The organism is Pseudoalteromonas sp. S3178, from assembly GCF_005886985.1.
In the GTDB taxonomy this organism is placed as follows: Bacteria; Pseudomonadota; Gammaproteobacteria; order Enterobacterales; family Alteromonadaceae; genus Pseudoalteromonas; species Pseudoalteromonas carrageenovora.
Genome location: NZ_PNCW01000088.1, coordinates 1 through 19174 on the forward strand (window position 1 = coordinate 1; position 19174 = coordinate 19174).

Annotated in this window: 11 protein-coding genes and 1 pseudogene; 6 read left to right on the forward strand and 6 right to left on the reverse strand. The window is 37.8% G+C overall.

The annotated features are described in order from the left end of the window. Window positions 1-268: 268 nt before the first annotated feature. The 5 genes and pseudogenes from CWC11_RS19105 (at window position 269) to CWC11_RS19125 (ending at window position 7233) form a co-directional block, all read left to right on the forward strand. Window positions 269-783, forward strand: a pseudogene (locus CWC11_RS19105) (M23 family metallopeptidase). A 237-nt stretch (window positions 784-1020) separates the two neighbouring features. Further along, window positions 1021-1431: a hypothetical protein gene (locus tag CWC11_RS19110; RefSeq protein ID WP_058548939.1), complete on the forward strand. Its 411-nt coding sequence runs from the start codon at window positions 1021-1023 to the stop codon at window positions 1429-1431. A gap of 524 nt (window positions 1432-1955) precedes the next feature. Next, window positions 1956-5138 carry a pilus assembly protein gene (locus tag CWC11_RS19115; protein WP_138683958.1) on the forward strand — a complete coding sequence of 1061 codons (3183 nt, stop codon included), beginning with the start codon at window positions 1956-1958 and terminating at the stop codon, window positions 5136-5138. A gap of 212 nt (window positions 5139-5350) precedes the next feature. Continuing rightward, window positions 5351-6799, forward strand: a complete 1449-nt coding sequence (locus tag CWC11_RS19120) for a sensor histidine kinase (RefSeq protein ID WP_138683959.1) — start codon at window positions 5351-5353, stop codon at window positions 6797-6799. After that, a complete protein-coding gene (locus CWC11_RS19125) occupies window positions 6799-7233 on the forward strand; it encodes a response regulator (RefSeq protein ID WP_138683960.1) in 435 nt (144 codons plus the stop codon). Before CWC11_RS19120 ends, CWC11_RS19125 begins: the two co-directional genes overlap by 1 nt. Before the next feature lie 64 nt (window positions 7234-7297). Here CWC11_RS19125 and CWC11_RS19130 read toward each other — a convergent pair whose 3' ends face one another. The 6 genes from CWC11_RS19130 to CWC11_RS19155 form a co-directional block, all read right to left on the reverse strand. Then, window positions 7298-9004, reverse strand: a complete 1707-nt coding sequence (locus tag CWC11_RS19130) for a two-component system response regulator (RefSeq protein WP_138683961.1) — start codon at window positions 9002-9004, stop codon at window positions 7298-7300. A gap of 32 nt (window positions 9005-9036) precedes the next feature. Beyond that, a complete protein-coding gene (locus CWC11_RS19135) occupies window positions 9037-10581 on the reverse strand; it encodes a PAS domain-containing sensor histidine kinase (RefSeq protein WP_138683962.1) in 1545 nt (514 codons plus the stop codon). Window positions 10582-10787: 206 nt separating this feature from the next. Further along, window positions 10788-11957, reverse strand: coding sequence for an MFS transporter (locus CWC11_RS19140; RefSeq protein ID WP_138683963.1), 1170 nt, complete (start codon window positions 11955-11957; stop codon window positions 10788-10790). Window positions 11958-12242: 285 nt separating this feature from the next. Further along, window positions 12243-13244: a LacI family DNA-binding transcriptional regulator gene (locus CWC11_RS19145; RefSeq protein ID WP_058548946.1), complete on the reverse strand. Its 1002-nt coding sequence runs from the start codon at window positions 13242-13244 to the stop codon at window positions 12243-12245. Window positions 13245-13315: 71 nt separating this feature from the next. Then, entirely contained in the window at window positions 13316-14842 is a 1527-nt protein-coding gene (locus CWC11_RS19150; RefSeq protein ID WP_138683964.1) for an MFS transporter, read from the reverse strand. 32 nt (window positions 14843-14874) lie between these two features. Beyond that, window positions 14875-16203: a GH1 family beta-glucosidase gene (locus CWC11_RS19155; RefSeq protein WP_138683965.1), complete on the reverse strand. Its 1329-nt coding sequence runs from the start codon at window positions 16201-16203 to the stop codon at window positions 14875-14877. Between the two features lie 224 nt (window positions 16204-16427). Here CWC11_RS19155 and CWC11_RS19160 point away from each other — a divergent pair, with 224 nt between their 5' ends. Next, entirely contained in the window at window positions 16428-18995 is a 2568-nt protein-coding gene (locus CWC11_RS19160; RefSeq protein ID WP_138683966.1) for a glycoside hydrolase family 3 protein, read from the forward strand. Window positions 18996-19174 lie beyond the last annotated feature (179 nt).

Here is a 19174-nt window from a genome sequence, read left to right on the forward strand (position 1 = left end):
CAACAAAGAGTTAATCGTCCCTAGAAAGAACCCAAAGGGCAGCGCATGTTTGGTCTTTATGCTGCGTTATCGCCTATTTATGGGGAATAACCACACTACATAGGCTCCGCCTAGCCTAAAAACCAAACATACTGCTGCAAAATCAATCACGAAAGGTCAACACGCCCTAGCACATGTTAGTCGGGTATTCCATTCAAATAAAACACCATAAATACGACTCATGATGAGTTCAGGTATTATTGGTTATTTAAATATCAAGGATAGAAAAGTGAAAGTACTAAAGTGGATTGCAATTGGAGTAGTCGTTTTATTAGTTATAGGTTTACTAATACCCGAAAAAATGACGATTCCAGTAAAAGGCGCTACAAGCAAAGATTGGAACCATAGCACGTTTTGGTATGGCCTTGGGGCAGATCGGGGGTACACAAAGGCATTGATATTTTTGGCACAAAAAATACCCCCGTTGTTGCCTCAACAAACGGTATTGTTATATTTGCAGGTGAGCTAACCCGAGGTGGTAAGGTGGTTGCGGTACTTGGGCCTAAATGGCGCGTGCATTATTTTGCACATTTAAATGACTACAATGTAAGTGCAGGGGATGTAGTTAGCATAAACAGTCAAATTGGCTTACTGGGCGATACCGGTAATGCTGCAGGAAAACAACCCCATGTGCATTATTCTATATTATCGCTTTTACCTATGCCGTGGCTTTTTACAACGCAAAGCCAAGGTTGGAAAAAGATGTTTTTTTTAAGCCCGCATGAAAAGCTAACAGCTAAGTAACTACGCTATTTTGAGGTAAGCTATTAATAGTTAAAGGTTAACCACATACAGCGATTAACTGTAACTAAGCTTTTTAATAAGTAAATTACAGGCCTTTTATCGCGGGTATTAGACTAAAGTCTATAGGTTAGATTTATTCACTTATTAGGTTTGTTTTTATCGTTTGTCGGGAAGGGTGGATTTATCTAAAGTTAAGTTGTCGGCAACAAGTACGACTAACTAAACAGGAAGATAATCATGAAACGTACACTTTTAAAAACCATCGCTCTTGGCTCATTCTTAACTTGCTCAGCTGCTGCAATGGCTGATCAAAGTGATTACAAATTAATGGTTATTGAAGATTCAATAACAGCAGCCCCAGAATTTGAACAGCCATTTAATAGCTGTGCACTTAATGTTGAATCAAAAAAATACGATGAAGCTGAAGCGGTATGTACAAAAGCCATTGCTTTACTTAAGCAAAGCCGTGGCCCACGTTTAAAAGTACGTGAACTTACATCGTTTGCATTAAGCAACCGTGGTGTTGCACGCTTAAAAGCAAATAAAGATACTGCTGGTATTTCTGATTTATACGAAGCAGTACAAATTTCTAAAAACTCACTTGTATCTCATAATTTAACTCGCGCTAAAGAAGAGCTTTCTTTGTAAGCGAAAGTTAGTAAAGCCCCAGTTAGCTAGCTAACTGGGGCTTTTTGCATTATGAGAGAAAATACTTCAGATTCTTTTAAATTGCCTATTTAGCAGTAATCCCCACCCAAAATGTTAATTAATTGTTTTTCCATCTCTAGCCGTACTCACGACCTATTTGTAACCTATTGAATAATAATGTTTTAAATCAAACATTAATATAGTGAGTTTCGCATCATTCTTGAAAATATATCCAATCGCAATTTTGAGTGACGATTATATCTAAAATCGGGATTTTTAAATTTTAAGCTATTGTAAATTAAACCTTTATTATCCACATAGAGCTTTATATTTATGTCTTTTTTATTTAAAGTAATAACAATATTGCTGATTCAGCTAGCATTAATGTTTATTTGATGTGCTCACGATTAAGTTGAGCAAGTTGTTTTTGCGCGTTAGTTACTATTTCTAATTAAAAAAACTATTTAAGTAACAGCGCTTTTTAGGGAGCTACGCAATTTTTGCGTAGGTAAAAGGATTTAAAAATGAAATTCAAATTCAATTGCGTAGTTGCGTCTTTTATTGCTGCAACTATTAGCCTTTCTGTTACCGCCGAAGATATAGAACTTTACGTAAACCACAACGTAGAAACTGATGAAAAGCCTCGAGTTTTAATTGTATTCGATACATCTGGGAGTATGTGGAGTAAGCTTCCTAATAATGGGCCAAGAAAAATTGATGCCGCTAAAGATGCAATGACCGACTTGGTTAATAATAATGAGTCTATTGATTTTGGTCTTATGCGCTTTCAAAGTAACTATGGCGGTTATGTTATGGCTGAGATTGGTTCTTCAAGAGCTACGGTTAAAAATCAGATAAAGAGCTTACCTGCTAGTGGCAGTACACCAGTTACTGAAACATTATGGGAAGCTTATTTGTACTTAACTGGCCAACAAGTTTTATATGGGTATGAAGAATATTCAGGAGATGAAGATTTTTTAAGTAAAACTGTTACTTATGAAAAAAACCATTATAACAAAAAGAAAAAAGTAACCACTCTTACATATATTTCTCCATTCGGAACTGATTTAGACAGCGATGAACGCTGTGATAATTCTATTAACCTTATTTTAATGACGGATGGCGATCCTCAAAGTGACACTGAAAGTAATAATGATATATACCATCTTTATAAATCTAAATTTGGTTCAAACCCAAGTACAACAAGTGGAAGTTATTTAGCTGCTCTAGCACAAATAATTCACGGAACAAGTGACGTAGAAGTTGATCTGTACGATAGCACACCTGAAATTGCGGATACTGGTAGAGTCTTTACCATAGGTTTTGGCAGTGGAATGAGTACTAATGGTAAAAAGCTACTTGAAAAAACAGCTCAAGTCGGTGGCGGAGAATATTTACATGCCAATACTTCTGCAGAGCTTTCAGAAAAATTAAATAGCACCATTTCTAAAATAAGAGAAGTAAACGATACCTTCTCCTCCCCAACTGTAGCGAGTAATAATGTTGATCAAACTCGTAGCCGCGAAGCTATATACTTTACAATGTTTTACCCTGAAACCGGTGCTCGCTGGGGTGGAAACTTAAAAAAATTGGCTATGTCGGGCTCTACTATTGTTGATTCTGATGGTAATGAAGCAATAGGTGATGATGGCTTAATTAAAGAAGACGCTCGAACGTTTTGGCTGCCTAGTAATAAATCAGCGGACGGTAATTTAGTAGCACAAGGTGGGGTAAACTCTTTTCTTTCTACCTTAGATGGGCAAGGTCGTAAATTATATATAGATTCAGGCGGTAGAATTGTCGATTTTACCTTCGATAAAGTAAAAGAAATTTTAAATATTGTTTCAGAAACCTTAGGCGGTTTAATACCAGGCACAGATATTTCAATTTCGCTTAACGATATTAATTGGGCAAGAGGCATAGACGTTGACGATGAGGATTCAGATGGATCATATGTTGATCAGCGCTCTGATATTTTTGGAGATCCGCTTCACTCCAAGCCTGTTTCTATAGATTACGGTAATGGTGATATACGTATCCTCGTAGGAACTAATGCCGGCTTTTTACATATGTTTAATGACAAAGGCGATAGCGTTGAAGAAGAGTGGGCTTTTACACCAGCTGAGTTATTAAAAAATATACCAGCGCTTCGCTCAAACCAAGCTAACTCTAAAGTGTACGGTATGGATGGCCCAATTAGTGTGTACTTTAATAACCAAAGCCTAAATAGCAAAGGCTTAAATGATGGTGTTGTTGATGCATCACAAGGTGATGAAGTTTGGGCGTTTGCCGGAATGCGCCGTGGCGGTAATAATTACTACGCACTTGATATCAGCACTCCAGATAAGCCAAAACAATTATGGAATAAACCCATTGTTGGAGGCTCTGAAGATTTTAAATACTTAGCTCAAACATGGTCTAAACCACAAATAGCGTACATAAAAGCGTTTGGAGATGAACCGCTATTGGTATTTGGCGCAGGCTACGATACAAATAAAGATGAAGCAATCAGAAGCGAAGACGAAACAGGACTAGGCATTTATATTGTTAAAGCGAGAACCGGTGAGAAGGTTTGGGCATTAACGCCTGAAGATAATAACTTTCAAGGAAAGCACAGTATTGCAGCTGATATTGCAACGCTTGACTCTGATTACGATGGCTATATAGACCGCTTATATGCAACAGATACTGGCGGTAATGTATGGCGTGTAGATATGCCAGGATCAGATAAAAATGACATTTCTTATTTTAAATTAGCAGAACTTGGGAGCTCATTAGCTTCACAAGACAGGCGCTTTTTTTACAAGCCACTCGTTGCACGTACTATGTTTAGTAAAGCGAGTAAAACTACAAACGAAAATGGCGTTGAAATAACAACACGATTAGATACGCCATACGATGCAATTGTTATTGGTAGTGGCAACCGCTCAAACCCGCTTGCAACTAACGAGCAAGATCATTTGTACATGATTCGTGATGAGCATACTGTTACACAAACATTTAGCTCAGAAGATAAACCTACCGCTATTGTTCCAAGCGATTTAATGCTTATGAATGATGACCCGTTTGGAAATGCATTAGATAACGTTGATGACTTTGTGGAGCTAGAGGTTGACCTAGCCGGCTTTAAAGGTTGGCGTTATGAACTTAGTAATGGCGAAAAATCGCTAGCAGCGGCAACGGTAGTTGGTGGTGTTGCCTATTTTACCTCTTTTACACCTGCACTTGAGTCAAATAAAAACCAGTGTTCGTTAACGGGTGGCGGTGGGGCTATGTATGCATTTCACTTGCACTATGGTACTAAGGTTTACGACCAACTTAAATTTACTACCAGTTACGATGTCCCAGATACTGCTCAATTGTATTTTGGTGAAGGTGATTCATGTATAGACGCTAATAATAATGGATTATGTGATGTTCCAACACCTGATGATGGTACCCCAGACGACGATGGCCCAGATGGTGGCTACGTGTACGAAGAAACAATCCCAGTGAGTCAGGTTAGTCAGTTTTATTTAATTGGCCCTAGCCTAACAGGCGAGGGGGCGGTAAATCCAATAAAGCCTGTTGAAATTACAGGCCCAGGTTTAACGGTTGTCGATGGCAAAGTTAAGTTAGTTAATGATAGCGATACTTTAGGTTTTGGTTTTAAAACTCAGCAAACTTATATTTATAAACGCGAAGAGTATGAATCAGGAGATCAATAATAAGCTTCCTTAATTTGTAAATTAGTAAAGTCCAATATAAAAAGTTAGGCTTTGTTATTTTTATTATAACGCTTTAAATTATTTAACTAGCATTAGGAAATAAACACTGTTAAAACCTATTATCGTTAGTATAAAATACATACAACTCAAGAGTGGCTACATAGCTTATTTAAGGCCAGTCATATTAAAATTATAAAAGTCTGGCTTATAAAATGAATATCTCTAAAAAGCTTTTGCTCATCGTTGTATTAACGTGTTTAGAAGTAAGTATTACTGTTTTTTCGGCATTTGAAATAGCCAAGGGAGCGCAGTTTCATCAGCTCAATTTTCTTCATTTAAAGTATATAAATCAGCTAGACAAAGCGGTTGATAAAATACTGCCAAACACTCAAATTAACTTAGCCGCAATAGAGGCGAATATATTAGCGATTCGTCAACAACCTATGAACTGTTTAAACGCAGCGAATGCATTAAATAAATTAGTAATGGATATTATTAATACACGTCATGCACTTACGCTTTGTAAGCAAGACGTGCAAAGGGCAAATACAACCTTACAATCTGTGTATGATTACAAAAATAATAAAATTAATCGGACCGAATTTTTGTTTATTCTTAACCACGCTTTAGATGAATTTAATAATAACTCAGAGCAATTTGAAGAGCCAATTACAAAAACTGTATCGTTTATATTTGTTACTTTTATTCCTTTAGTCATTGTTATTTCACTCTTTAATGTTATTTACATTAGTTATTTATCGCGAACTATTTCAAGCTCTATTCGAAATTTAACTACGTTATTGTCTAGTAAATCTAATAAAACAGACTTAGAAGATAACTTTTCAAAGAGCACACCCGATGAACTAAAAGAGCTAATAAGTGCTGCTAAAAAAAGAATTGAAAACGATTTACTTAATATCGAAAGCAGTAAAGAGTTAAAAGCCATTGTAAGTAGTCAAACCGATTCATTACAGTTAGCAAACGATGAGCTGGCTCAGTTTGCTTATAGAGCGTCGCATGACTTAAAGGCGCCATTATCTGCGGTTAAATCTTTATCACGTTTTATAGTTAAAGATATAGAAAACAACGACACAACCGAAGCCATCAATAATGCAAAAACTATAACAAAGCAAATGGAAAAATTAGAGTCGTTAGTCGTTGATATTTTACAACTTGCTAAAGCCGATATTGGTAATGAAGAAACGTCACCGATTAACTTTGAACAGCTTATTGTTGATGTAAAAGAGCGTTTATATTGGTTGATGCAAGATATTCCTTGCCAGCTTGAAACATGCATAAATCTAGAGGTAGAAATAACCTCAGATAAAGTACGCTTTACGCAAATAATTGAGAATTTAGTCTCTAATGGCTTAAAGTATTACGATAAAAATAAGCCATCACCTTTAGTAAAATTAGACATTAGTAACAACGAAAATAGCATTATTATTGTTGTTTCTGATAATGGAATTGGTATTCCTAAACCCTTCCAGGCGCAAGTGTATGACATGTTTAAGCGCTTTAACCCAGAGTTATGCAGTGGGTCTGGTTTAGGTTTATCGATTGTTAAAAAGCATGTTGAATATTTTAAAGGTGAAATTACGTTTCAAAGTTCTGAGCAAGGCACTATATTTAAAATAATTATAGCATTGGATAAATTATAATGACAAAAATCAAACCACCAGTTCTTATTATTGATGACGATGAAGTAGATAGGTATATTCTTAAACGCTTAATAAAAGAGGCACAATTAGAACTCAGAATTTTTGAAAAAACAGATGGCCAAGAGGCCCTCGATTTTTTAGAAGACTATGATGCCAACAAAAAAAAATACCCTGATGAATTCCCACCCATAATTATATTTTTAGATATTAATATGCCTAGGGTAAATGGTATACAGTTTTTAAATGCATTTGCACAGTTGCGCGTTAAAATAGACATTAGTACATGCGTTATTATGATGTTTAGTACGTCAGAGCGTGAAGAAGATAAAGCTAATATAATGGCGCATGAGTTTGTAAAAGACTATTTGGTAAAAGGTGCATTTACTTCTCAGCAGTTAAAAGAGAAAGTGTTAGAGGTAATAAATTCTCGATAAGTTGTATTAGTTACGAAAAGAACTGTTTTCTTAGGGCTAATCGTAACTTTTTTAGCAATAACTATTATTGGCTAAGGCAACAATCAATAAGCAATTGTTCAATGTTTTCAGCAGGTATGGCTTTTGAAAATAAAAAGCCCTGCATAAAGTTTATGTTTAACTCTTTACATAAAAAATGCTGCGATTGTGTTTCTATGCCTTCGGCAATAATTTCAAAGTCGAGCGCTTTTAACATCAGTGATAACCCTTCAATAATTTTAATGCTTTTTTCACTTTCGGCAACTTGCATGCTTTTATCGAGCTTTACTATATTTATTGGGTACGTTGTTAAATGAGAAATTGAAGAGTAACCCATACCAAAGTCGTCTAATGCTATTTTAAAGCCTTCCACAGATAGGCTGTTGAGTACATCAGCTATTTTTAAGTTGTCTTCAATTAATGCCGTTTCTGTCACTTCTAAAGTAATATTATGTGTATTAATTTGATACTTATTTACTTCAGCTAATAATTTTTCTACAAAGCGCTCACTTTGTAGCTGCACCGGCGAAATATTAATTGCCATACTTAGTGTGTCAGAGTATTTATTTTGCCACTGGGCAAGTTGTTTTAATGCTGTTGATATTACCCAATTTCCAAGTTCGTTTATAAATCTCGACTCTTCTGCAATGGGTATAAATTCATCCGGGTTATAAAATGGAGTAACATCAGGCCACCTTATAAGTGCTTCAACACCGCATATTTTATGAGTTTTTACACAATATACTGGTTGGTAAAATAATCTAAATGCGTCGTTTTTTAAGTGATTTTTAATATTGTTTTGAATTTCCACTCGGCGGCTAAATTCATATTGATATTGTTCTTTGTAAAAACTGTTTTTGCCCTTGCCACTTTGTTTTGAGCGATACATCGCTATATCTGCACATTTTAATAAATCATGCGAGTGTGTTGCATCGGTAGGGTAAATGGCACTGCCAATACTTACACCACAGCTAATAGTCGTGTTATCGATAACGAATGGCTCAGCGGTATGGTTTAATATTCTAGTGGCTACTTTACCTATTTGACTTAATTGGCTTATACCGCCAATTATTACTGCAAACTCATCACCACCTAGTCTTGCAAAGCCTTCGTCTCTTCGTAGGCAATTATTAATTCTTGATACGAGTTGCTTTAAAATCTCATCTCCAACATTGTGGCCAAGGGTGTCGTTAATATTTTTAAAGTTATCTATATCAATCACAAGCAGCGCTACGCTATTTTTACTACGTATATTACTGGCGATAGTTGATTTGAGGATTTCTTCAAAATGGTAGCGGTTAGAAAGCCCTGTTAATTGATCCCGTTCGGCCATTCGCTTAACTGCAAGGTAGCTTTCTAACATGCGTTGTTCTGATTCAAAGCGTTTTTTAGCAAATAATATCGCTTTATTTAAGCTTGCACTGGTTATATCACTTTTAGGCAGAAAATCCTGAGCGCCTGCTTCTATACACTTTAACGCTAGTGATGGGTTTTCAGATGTGCTGATCATTATTATGGCAGTATTACCAAGGTTTGGTTTTGCCCGCATTTCTCGCAGTAATTCTATGCCGTCTTCTTTGGGCATAGAATAATCAAGCAAAATCACATCAAAATGCATATCATCAATGGCATATAACCCTTCAGATACTGATTCTACTTCGGTAATACTATGAAGTTGCATACCGTCCGTCATCAGCATTTTTCTAATTAATTTACGATCTACTATATCGTCGTCAACTATCAGTATATACATGTTCTTCCTTAGAGTCGGGAGTCGTACTATGGCTAGTAACTATTACTACTGTGTATATGGTTTTGCTTGTTTTTAGGCCAAAATATAGTAAATGTAGTGCCTGATTTTCCGTCGGAGCTAACCTCTACCTTGCCGCCAAAATTAGTTACGTGTTTTTTTACAACAGAAAGGCCAATGCCAGTGCCTTCTATTTCATCGCGTGAGCGTAATGTTTGAAACAACTCAAATATAAGTGAAAAGTATTTGGGGTCTATACCTGGGCCGTTATCACTTACCTCAATAATGTAGTGATGCACTGATTGCTTTAAGCTTATATTAACTTCACCGTGCTCTTTATTATTGTGTTTTATAGCATTGCTAATCAAGTTAAGAATAACCGTTTTAAAAGGCACCGCAGGAATATTAATTAATGTGTTATTTGTATCGACTGTGACGATTATTGATTTAGGAATATCTAAAAGCTGCGCTACATCTTCAAAAACAGATTCAAGAGATATACTCGTTAACGTTACATCGCACTGATCAATTCTTGCGTATTTTAATAAATCTTCCAGCAGTGTTTGCATACGATTGGCACGGCTAATAACGAGTTGGAAGTTTTCAGCATGCTCCTGAGGGAGTAAATCTTTACAATCATCAGAGATCCATTCAAGCAGTCGCTTAATGGCATTTAAAGGTGCTTTTAAATCATGTGATGCAATGCTTGTAAATTCATCGAGATCTTTATTGGCTTTAGTTAATTTATTAATTAAGCCTTCTATTTCACTTAAGTCTCTACAAACACACATGATATAAGATGCGCCGGTACTGTCTTCAAAACGTTTTTTTGTTGTTTCTACAGTAATATATTGGCCATTGGGTGCATGTAGTTTTTCAATGATTTTACTTTGCCCAGTTTCGAATGCAATTTTGTCTTGTGCTAAAAATACTTCTGCATCTGCTTCATCAAAGGACTCTATGGTAGTGAAGCCTATAACCTTATCTTTTAAATGTGCGGGGTATATATTTAAAAAGGCGTCATTGGCATACACTATTTTAAACTCTTCATCTTTTACAAAAATAAAATCACGGTTTAGCTTAGAAATAGTGGCTTGTAGCTCGTTTATTTTTTCTTGTTCTATTATTTTTTTACGGTTTTTTAAGTGATTTACTATATTTTTTTGCAAAATCTCAAGCGTAGTTATCTCTTTTGGCGACAGTGGTTGATCATTTGTTTTATCAAAAATAAGCCAACCAAATTGAAGCTTACTAGATAAAACAATAGGAGCTGTTACTCGCCAACTATGGCTGTGAGCACTGTGTGAATTTTGCTGGGGGATCTCAATTAACCTGCATTCATTACTAGTGTTAAGTGCAAGCTTAGTGTCGCTTACGTTTAAACTTTCACCATAGTGCGCTAACTTAATTTTATGCTCAGGGTAATTGGCGACGATTGCACAGGATTTAGCATCAAGCAAGTTCACAGCAAGCTCGCATACGCTATCTAGATTTGTTTGAATATTATTTTCAAGTAAAACGTGCCACAACTTGTAGGGATTTACTGATGGGGAGCCTATGTAAGATTCAACAGTTGGCATTAAAAGTCCTTTTAATTTTGGCCTAAATTTAGTTTACAGTGAATTAACCTCAGAGTAGCAGATTATTGCAGATATGTGTGTGATTTTTAAAGCGGATATTTGCGTTTTAAATAGCAATAATAAATAAATCAGATAAAGAAGTGTGTTTGTTAAGCATTTTTATAACACCCCCTTAGTTATGAGCTAACTAAGGGGGGTGTTAAAGCTTACCCTGCAACAGGCGTTTTTCCGGCATGTATGTTAGTAATACTTTTAATAAACATATAAATACAGGTGCTAATTAGGCAGCCTGCTAAGTAAAACACAATACCATTTGGCGCATCAGACAAGTGTGCGCTCAGCATTGGGCCAAATACCGAACCTATACTGTAGCTTAAAAGCATAATTTCGGTTGCCGACACTATTTTTGCCATAGGTAGGCTATCGCAGGCAAGCGTAATAGCAATTGGGTATAGTGCAAAGCTGCAGGCGCCTAATATTAAATAGCTTACTATTAATCCGGCCAAGGTATTTGCTTGTAAAATGCCTATTGCACCTGCTGCGCCCACTAAACAAAACATACCCATCAGTAAGCTTTTTTCCAGGCGAGTAGATAAGTAGCTAACCAGCGGTTGTACTAACATTCCACCTAAAATTATTACAGCCATTAGCGTGCCAGTGTACTGCGCCTGCTCTGCTTGAGATGCAATATAAACAGGCATTAAGCCATAAATAGGCCCAAGTAATAAGCCTGAGGCTAAACAGCCGAGCATAGCCGGGTGGCTTAGGTTTTTAATCTCTTTTAAATGTAGTTTTTGTAGTTGTTGTTTTTCTGGTTGGCCTTTAGTAATTAACAAAGGCGCCAAAATAGCAAAGCACAATAACGCAGCCACAAATAAGTAGGGTGTAGCACCTTGTGTACCTAGTGGTCCAATAGCGAGTTGCCCAACAGCGCTGCCACCATATAACGAGGTCATATATAGGCCTAGGCGTTTAGCCCTTGATTTTGCTGTATTTGTCATAAGTAGCCACGATTCAACTACAACAAACACACCAGCAACGGCAATACCTGCAATAAATCGAGCAATTAGCCAACTAATAGCGTTCGGTAATGCTAGCTGGGCTAACACACTCAGTATTAATAAGCTTAAAAACAATATAAACGCAAAGCGATGGCCTACTTTAACCACAATACGTTCTATTGTGGTTGCGCCAATAAGTAATCCCAAATAAAAAATACTAGCAAGCCATGGAGCTAGGTTTTCATCTAATTTAAATGCAGATAACGAAAGCGGAATTAAACTCATTAAAAAGCCAGATGCTATGGCAAAAAAAGACAAGCCAATAACGGGTGCTAGTGGGTTGTTAGTTGCATTGTAGGCGGCAGGTTCAGCCATTTTTTTTAGACTCGGTGAGTTAAATAACCCCAGTTTTAAATTATAAGGAGTTACTTTAGTAATAAAATTTGCGCGAATTTAGAGCTAATTGATAGATAAGTAAAGTAATTTTTGGCGTTAAATATACAAATTAATTCTTAAGTGAAATTTTAGATCTGGAATACTTTTTTTGTAGTATTTTTACGTGGTTATTGTTTTATATTTGTTAGCGATAATGGTTAAAACCCAAACTAGAATTGGGGCTTAATAATGATGAGAATAAAATAATAAGGCAGAGCTTTAGCGCTAGCTAATATCGGGAGTTGAATCTCGTAAAATTAGCTTAGGCTCAAATACCTGATTAACCGTTATGCCGCTTTTTTTATAAATATCTTTAAGCACTAAATTTGCAGCAGCACGGCCCATTTCGGGTACTGGGTTATCTATTGTGGTAAGCGTAGGGTAAAGGTAGTTGGTAAAAATAACGTTATCAAAACCAATTATTGCTAAATCTTTAGGTAAATTAAAGCCATGCTCGCGGGCATATTTCATTGCACCCGATGCCATTTCATCATTGGCGCACACAAGAGCCGTAATTTGCGCTTTATGTTGAATAAAATGACGTAGTCCATCGCTGCCACCGGTTTCTTTAAAGTCGCCTACATAATACAAGCTTTCGTCAAAGGTGAGATTATATTCTGCAAGCGCCTTTTTGTGACCTTTTAAACGATCTGAGGCATCTTCTTTAAATTGTGGGCCGGCAATATAAGCAATACGTTTATGCCCTTTATTGATCATGGCTTTTGTTGCAAGGTAGCCACCCATAACATTATCGAGACTAATGCAGTTTTGCTCTATTTCTTTAACGTAGCGACTCATTAAATAAATAGGGGTTTTACCTTTACTGAGCTCAATTAAATACTCGTTAGATACCGCTTCTACGTGAGCAATAATGGCGTCGCAATTACGGCTAATTAAAAATTCAAAACCGTTTTTTTCTTTTTTTTCATCACTGTGGCCGGGCGTAATAATTACGTGTTTACCAGCGATACGTAATTGCTCTTCAATGGCCGACATCATTTGTCCAAAAAACGGGCCGTCTAACTCAGACACTAAAATGCCTACACTGTTAGTGCGGCTTGATGCTAAAGAGCGTGCAATAGAACTTGGCTGATAGCCGAGCTCTTTCATCGCCTCTAATACCTTTTTTTTCGTTTTTTTACTTACGTAGTCGTTGTCGTTAAGCACCCTAGATACAGTTGATAAAGACACACCTGCCATTTCTGATACTTGATAAATAGTCGCCATTTATATCCTAGCTTGTACGCATTTGTTTTAAATAAAAATTTATAAAACATAAGTTGTGATTAAAAGTTAATTTACACATTACTGCGCCTAATTGCTAAATCTTCTGTTATTTTTTGGGTCATTGTAGGTGTAAGCGGATAAATAAGCATCAACGCGGCGCCTAAAAAAGCAAAAGCAGCTGGGATCCAGCTCATTAGTAACTGCATAGCGGGTAGGGCTTGGTTAATTGTAAGCTCATCCATACCGTTATATCCATAGCCTGCAAGGACCACTAATACGAGTGCCCCAGCAAAACCACCACCCGTTTTTTGCACAAAGGTACCTGCTGAATAAATAAGCCCGGTAGCACGTCGTTTATTTTTCCACTCAGAGTAGTCGGCAGAATCTCCTAGCATGCTAAAAAACAAAGTAGGCATCATGGCTGCAAAAAATTCAGCCGCGCAGCCAAAGGTAAATACAGCGACAATATTATTGCTAGGCACCCAATAAAATGCAGTGGTTAATAAGCCGCTTAGCAACAACGATGCAATAAATAAATTGCGTTTGCCCATCATTTCAGCCAGCTTGCCTGTAGCAAGTGCACCAAATATAGATACTATTAATAAGGCAATAAAATATTGCCCTGCCATTAGTTCATCAGCAACGTGGTACTTAAAATAATAAGCAATAACACCGTATTTTATGCCGTTAAACATCATGGTTAAAAAGCCTATACCCAATAAAACTAACCACGGTTTATTTGTTAGTAAATCGACCATATCGCGCTGCGAACCGGTTAGGTTTTGTTTGTTTTTATTAAGTAGTTTTTTTATAACAACAGTCATTGCCGCCATAACTAAAGCAAAAAATAACCCGCTGTATAAATCGCGATAATAAAAAAACAGTGTTGTTGATAACAAAGGTAATATTATAAATGGCAGGTTTTTAGTTAAATCAAACAGTTCTGATTTTAAACACCCTTGCTCTGAAGCTGGCGCGATTACGCGCTCTTTAGTGCTTACAAAGGTAATAACCATAAGCGCAATAAGTAAACTTGCGAACAAATACATAGTGAGCTGATAGCCCTTGGCGTTATCACCGCCTCCAAAATAAGCGACTAAATCGGGTAAAAAACCCATCACTAATAACCCGCCTGTAAACGCGCCTGCAAATCTGAATCCTGATAGCTTAGTACGCTGGGTGTCATCGGGGGTCATTACGCCCATAAGTGCAGAGTAGGGTACGTTACTGACTGTATAAGCAAGTGTTAAACCAATATAAGTAACGTAGGCATAAATAAGTTTATTGGTTTCGCTAAAGTTAGGTGTGGTAAAGCACAGCACCATAAACAAACCTAAAAAGGGTGCGGAGTAGAGTATCCACGGCCTAAATTTTCCAAAGCGCGACTGTGTTCTATCGGCAATCATGCCCATAATTATATCGGTTACACCATCAGATAATCTAACCACTAAAAACAGCATGGCGGCTGCTGCAGCCGATATGCCAAAGGTGTCAGTATAAAATACCGCTAAATAGGCCAATGCGCCGCGCCATACTAAATTAGCACCCGCGTCACCCATGGCATAACCGACTTTTTCGTATAAAGGGAGTTTGTTCACAGTGTGTGTTCTTATTGTTATGAGCCGCTAATTTAGCGGCTAGTTATTAATTTTTTATACGCTTTACCGCTGGCTTTAACGGTGCGAGTTTGGGTATCGTAATCTACATGTACTATACCAAAACGTTTTAAATACCCTTCTGCCCATTCAAAGTTATCCATTAGGCTCCACGCAAAGTAACCATCTACTTTAACGCCTTGTACCGTTGCATTATGTAGAGCATTTAAGTGTTCGTGGTAATAGTCAATACGATCGTTGTCTTTCACCTCACCGTCTTTAAATTCGTCAGCCATGGCTGCGCCATTTTCGGTAATATAAATAGGCGGTAGGGTGTATTTTTCGTTTAACGATACAAGTAATTCTGTAAGGGCTTTAGGGTAAATTTCCCAGCCAATATCGGTCATTGGGGCTTTGTGTGGTAGCTCATGATAAAAGTCTGTTTCGCTTGCTTGATAATGCATACGGGTATAAAAATTCACGCCTAAATAATCAAGTGGCTGTGCAATAATGTCCATATCGCCTTGTAAAATATCAGGGCGCTGGGCTTTAGGTAATTGGTTAATAATATCAGGGTATTGACCTTGCATTACTGGCTGCATATACCATTGGTTTATGTAGTCATCAGCAAATGCAGTGGCGCTTAAATCTTCTTCGCATTGGGTAACTGGGTAGCAAGGCGTAAAGTTAAGCACAATACCGTTGAGTGAATTAGGGCTATTTTTAGCAAGCACTTGCATCGCTAATCCGTGGGCAAGTAGTAAATGATGGGCAGCTTTTCGCCCGTATTCTCGCCCAACAATACCGGGTGCATGTACGCCAATTTCGTAGCCTAAATAAGAGCTACAAAATGGCTCGTTTAGTGTTGCGTAAGAATGTACTCGTTCACCAAAGGCTTGGGTAATTAAATCTGTGTAATGTGCAAATTCGTAAGCCGTGTTTCGGTTAAGCCAGCCGCCTTCGTCTTCAATATGTTGTGGTAAATCCCAGTGATACAAAGTAACAAATGCTTTAATATTACGACGTTTTAGCTCATCTAAAATATCGGTGTAAAACTTAACGCCTTTAGGGTTTAAATGGCCTGTTTTGGTCATTACACGCGGCCAAGATATAGAAAGCCTGTAGGCGTCTACACCTAGCGACTCAATTAAATCTATATCGTCTTGCCAACGAGTGTAATGTTCACAGGCTACATCACCATTTGAATTATCAGCAATTTTACCTTCTTTACTACAAAAGGTATCCCAAATGCAGGGGAGGCGATCTGATGCGCCACCCTCAATTTGAAAAGACGCTGTGGCCACCCCATAAGTAAAGTGTTTGGCTAAAAGTGGTGAGCCACTAGGTAAAGATAATTGTTTCATTAAGCGAAAACCCCTGCTTTATTTTTAGTAAATTTGCTTTTATAAAGTTAAAGTTGGAAGCGCTTCCATAATTAATTTGATTAATCGCTAGGTATAGTATTTAATAACTTTCAGGAAGCGCTTCCATATTTAGGTTAGTGGCTATTGTTAAACAGGTCAATAGTTATATTTAAATAAGCAAATTACATTATAAAAACACACCCAGACAACACAGGGCCATAACAATGAGAAAAAGCTTAAACACAAAAGCATTAAAAATACTTCCCCTTTTGGTGGGAGGAATATGCGTTTTAACAGCCTGTAATAAACAGCAAACACAAGTTAGTAACAATCATATTAACGCCTCGGAGCATGAGCAGGGCGATATAACACTTTGGCCAACACTTAAAAACAAAGTACAAAAAAACGCAGAGATTGAAAATACAATTGCCGATTATTTAGAGTCGATGACGCTTGAGCAAAAAGTAGCGCAAATGATCCAACCAGAAATTCGCGATATAACCGTTGAAGATATGCGCAAATATGGGTTTGGATCTTATTTAAATGGTGGAGGCTCGTTTCCTGATGCTAATAAGCATGCTACTCCTGCTGATTGGATAGCGCTTGCAGAGAATATGTATCAAGCATCGGTTGATGATACGTTTGATGGCAGTAAAATCCCTACCATGTGGGGCACCGATGCCGTACATGGACATAATAACGTCATTGGTGCGACGTTATTTCCACATAATATTGGTTTGGGCGCTGCTAATAACCCTGCGCTTATAGAGCAAATTGCAGCGGCAACAGCGGTAGAAGTAATGGCTACAGGCATTGATTGGGTATTTGCACCTACCGTAGCTGTAGTGCGCGATGATCGCTGGGGCAGAACCTACGAAGGCTATTCAGAGGACCCTGCAATTGTTCGCGAGTATTCAGCCGCTATTGTAAATGGCTTACAAGGTAGAGCCGATGGCGACTTTTTAAGTGATAAACGTGTAATTAGCACTGTTAAGCACTTTTTAGGTGACGGCGGTACAGTGGATGGCGACGATCAAGGTAATAATATTGATGCCGAAAAAGATTTGTACAACATACATGCGCAAGGTTATATAGGTGGCTTAACGGCAGGAAGCCAGTCTGTTATGGCGTCGTTTAATAGCTGGCATGGCAAAAAAAATCATGGCAATAAATACCTACTTACTGATGTACTCAAAACCAAAATGGGTTTTGATGGCTTTGTAGTGGGAGATTGGAACGGCCACGGGCAAGTTGCTGGCTGTACTAACGAAAGCTGCCCACAAGCGGTCAATGCCGGGCTTGATATTTTTATGGTGCCTACAGGTGCTTGGAAACCACTTTATAACAATACAATAGCGCAAGTAAAAGCGGGTACTATTCCTATGGCTAGAATAGATGATGCCGTCGCGCGTGTTTTACGTGTTAAATTACGCGCAGGTTTATTTGAAAAACCAAGCCCTGCCAAGCGTAAATTCTCAGGTAAATTAGCGCTAATTGGTGCGCCAGCACATCGTGATATTGCCCGCCAAGCGGTGCAAGAGTCTTTAGTACTGCTTAAAAACAATAACCATATATTACCGATTAACCCATCAAGCAATATACTTATAGCAGGCGATGCGGCCAATAATATTGGTAAACAATCGGGCGGTTGGAGCATTACCTGGCAAGGCACCAACAATAAAAATGAAGACTTTCCTGGAGCCACCTCTATATATGCCGGATTAAAAGCGCAAATAGATACAGCAGGTGGTAACGCTATTTTAAGCCCAAATGGCACGTTTGATACTAAACCCGATGTAGCCATTGTTGTATTTGGCGAAGAGCCATACGCAGAAGGGCATGGCGATAAAGATAACCTTGAATTTGAGCGAGGTAATAAGCGCTCACTTAAAATTTTAAAAGCGTTAAAACAGCAAAATATACCGGTTGTATCTGTGTTTATATCGGGCAGACCAATGTGGGTTAATAGCGAGCTAAATGCATCTGATGCGTTTGTAGCTGCATGGCTTCCTGGCACTGAAGGCCAAGGTGTTGCTGATGTTTTACTAGCGGATGTAAATGGGCAAGTACAACATGACTTTAAAGGTAAGTTATCGTTCTCTTGGCCTAAATCGCCACTACAAACGGCTGTAAATAAGGGCGATGAACATTATACACCGCTACTACCTTATGGATTTGGGTTAACCTATAAAGATAAAAGTACCCTTGCCAATAACCTAAATGAAGACTCAGGTGTTGATATAAGCAACCTTGCGCCGCTGTCTATATTTAATGGCAGCTTTAAAACGCCGTGGCGTTTGTTTTTATACTCTAATAACAAGCAGCATCAAGTGGCTAGCAACAGTGTAAAGCTTGGCGGCATTACTTATCGTACTGAAGATAAAACCATTCAAGAAGATGCGATGGTGTTTAATTTTATAGGCTCTAGCGCAAGCTATATCGAAATTAACAGTAACTTTACTGAAGACAAAGTAGCTTTCATTGAGGCCAATTCAGCGCTTAGTTTTAGCTATAAAATAAATACAATGCCAACAGAGCAAGTACAACTAGGTATGAAATGCGAGCAAGGCTGTGGTGGCGAGCTTAATATAACCAATGAGCTTAAAAATTCAGCCTTAAATACATGGCAAACCATGAGTATAGATTTAACCTGCTTTGCTAAAAAGGGCGTTGATTTTGCCAGAGTAACCAGCCCGTTTATTATTAAAACGGCAGGAGAGTTTAGCGTTTCAGTTGCAGATATTAGCTTTAAACCACAAAGCGCTAATAGCGCCGGGGTTAAGTGTGAGTAATAGCGTGTTTATAAGTTAAGTTTATTGTGTGTTGTCTCAAAGCCCTAAGGGCGTGTTGATCTTTGTGGATTGAAATTTGTTCAATCTAGGGGCAATTTAACCTGGTGCAGGGTTTTTAACCTAGTGGGCTCGGTAGCTGTTCCTACGTTACCCTACTCCCTTACATCCATGTAGTTAAT

Excerpts from the sequence above, each read along its gene's own strand:
- CWC11_RS19120 (WP_138683959.1), top strand. The coding sequence starts at position 5,351 with ATGAATATCTCTAAAAAGCTTTTGCTCATCGTTGTATTAACGTGTTTA.
- CWC11_RS19155 (WP_138683965.1), bottom strand. The coding sequence starts at position 16,203 with ATGAAACAATTATCTTTACCTAGTGGCTCACCACTTTTAGCCAAACAC.
- CWC11_RS19160 (WP_138683966.1), top strand. The coding sequence starts at position 16,428 with ATGAGAAAAAGCTTAAACACAAAAGCATTAAAAATACTTCCCCTTTTG.
- CWC11_RS19115 (WP_138683958.1), top strand. The coding sequence starts at position 1,956 with ATGAAATTCAAATTCAATTGCGTAGTTGCGTCTTTTATTGCTGCAACT.
- CWC11_RS19145 (WP_058548946.1), bottom strand. The coding sequence starts at position 13,244 with ATGGCGACTATTTATCAAGTATCAGAAATGGCAGGTGTGTCTTTATCA.
- CWC11_RS19135 (WP_138683962.1), bottom strand. The coding sequence starts at position 10,581 with ATGCCAACTGTTGAATCTTACATAGGCTCCCCATCAGTAAATCCCTAC.
- CWC11_RS19130 (WP_138683961.1), bottom strand. The coding sequence starts at position 9,004 with ATGTATATACTGATAGTTGACGACGATATAGTAGATCGTAAATTAATT.
- CWC11_RS19110 (WP_058548939.1), top strand. The coding sequence starts at position 1,021 with ATGAAACGTACACTTTTAAAAACCATCGCTCTTGGCTCATTCTTAACT.
- CWC11_RS19140 (WP_138683963.1), bottom strand. The coding sequence starts at position 11,957 with ATGGCTGAACCTGCCGCCTACAATGCAACTAACAACCCACTAGCACCC.
- CWC11_RS19125 (WP_138683960.1), top strand. The coding sequence starts at position 6,799 with ATGACAAAAATCAAACCACCAGTTCTTATTATTGATGACGATGAAGTA.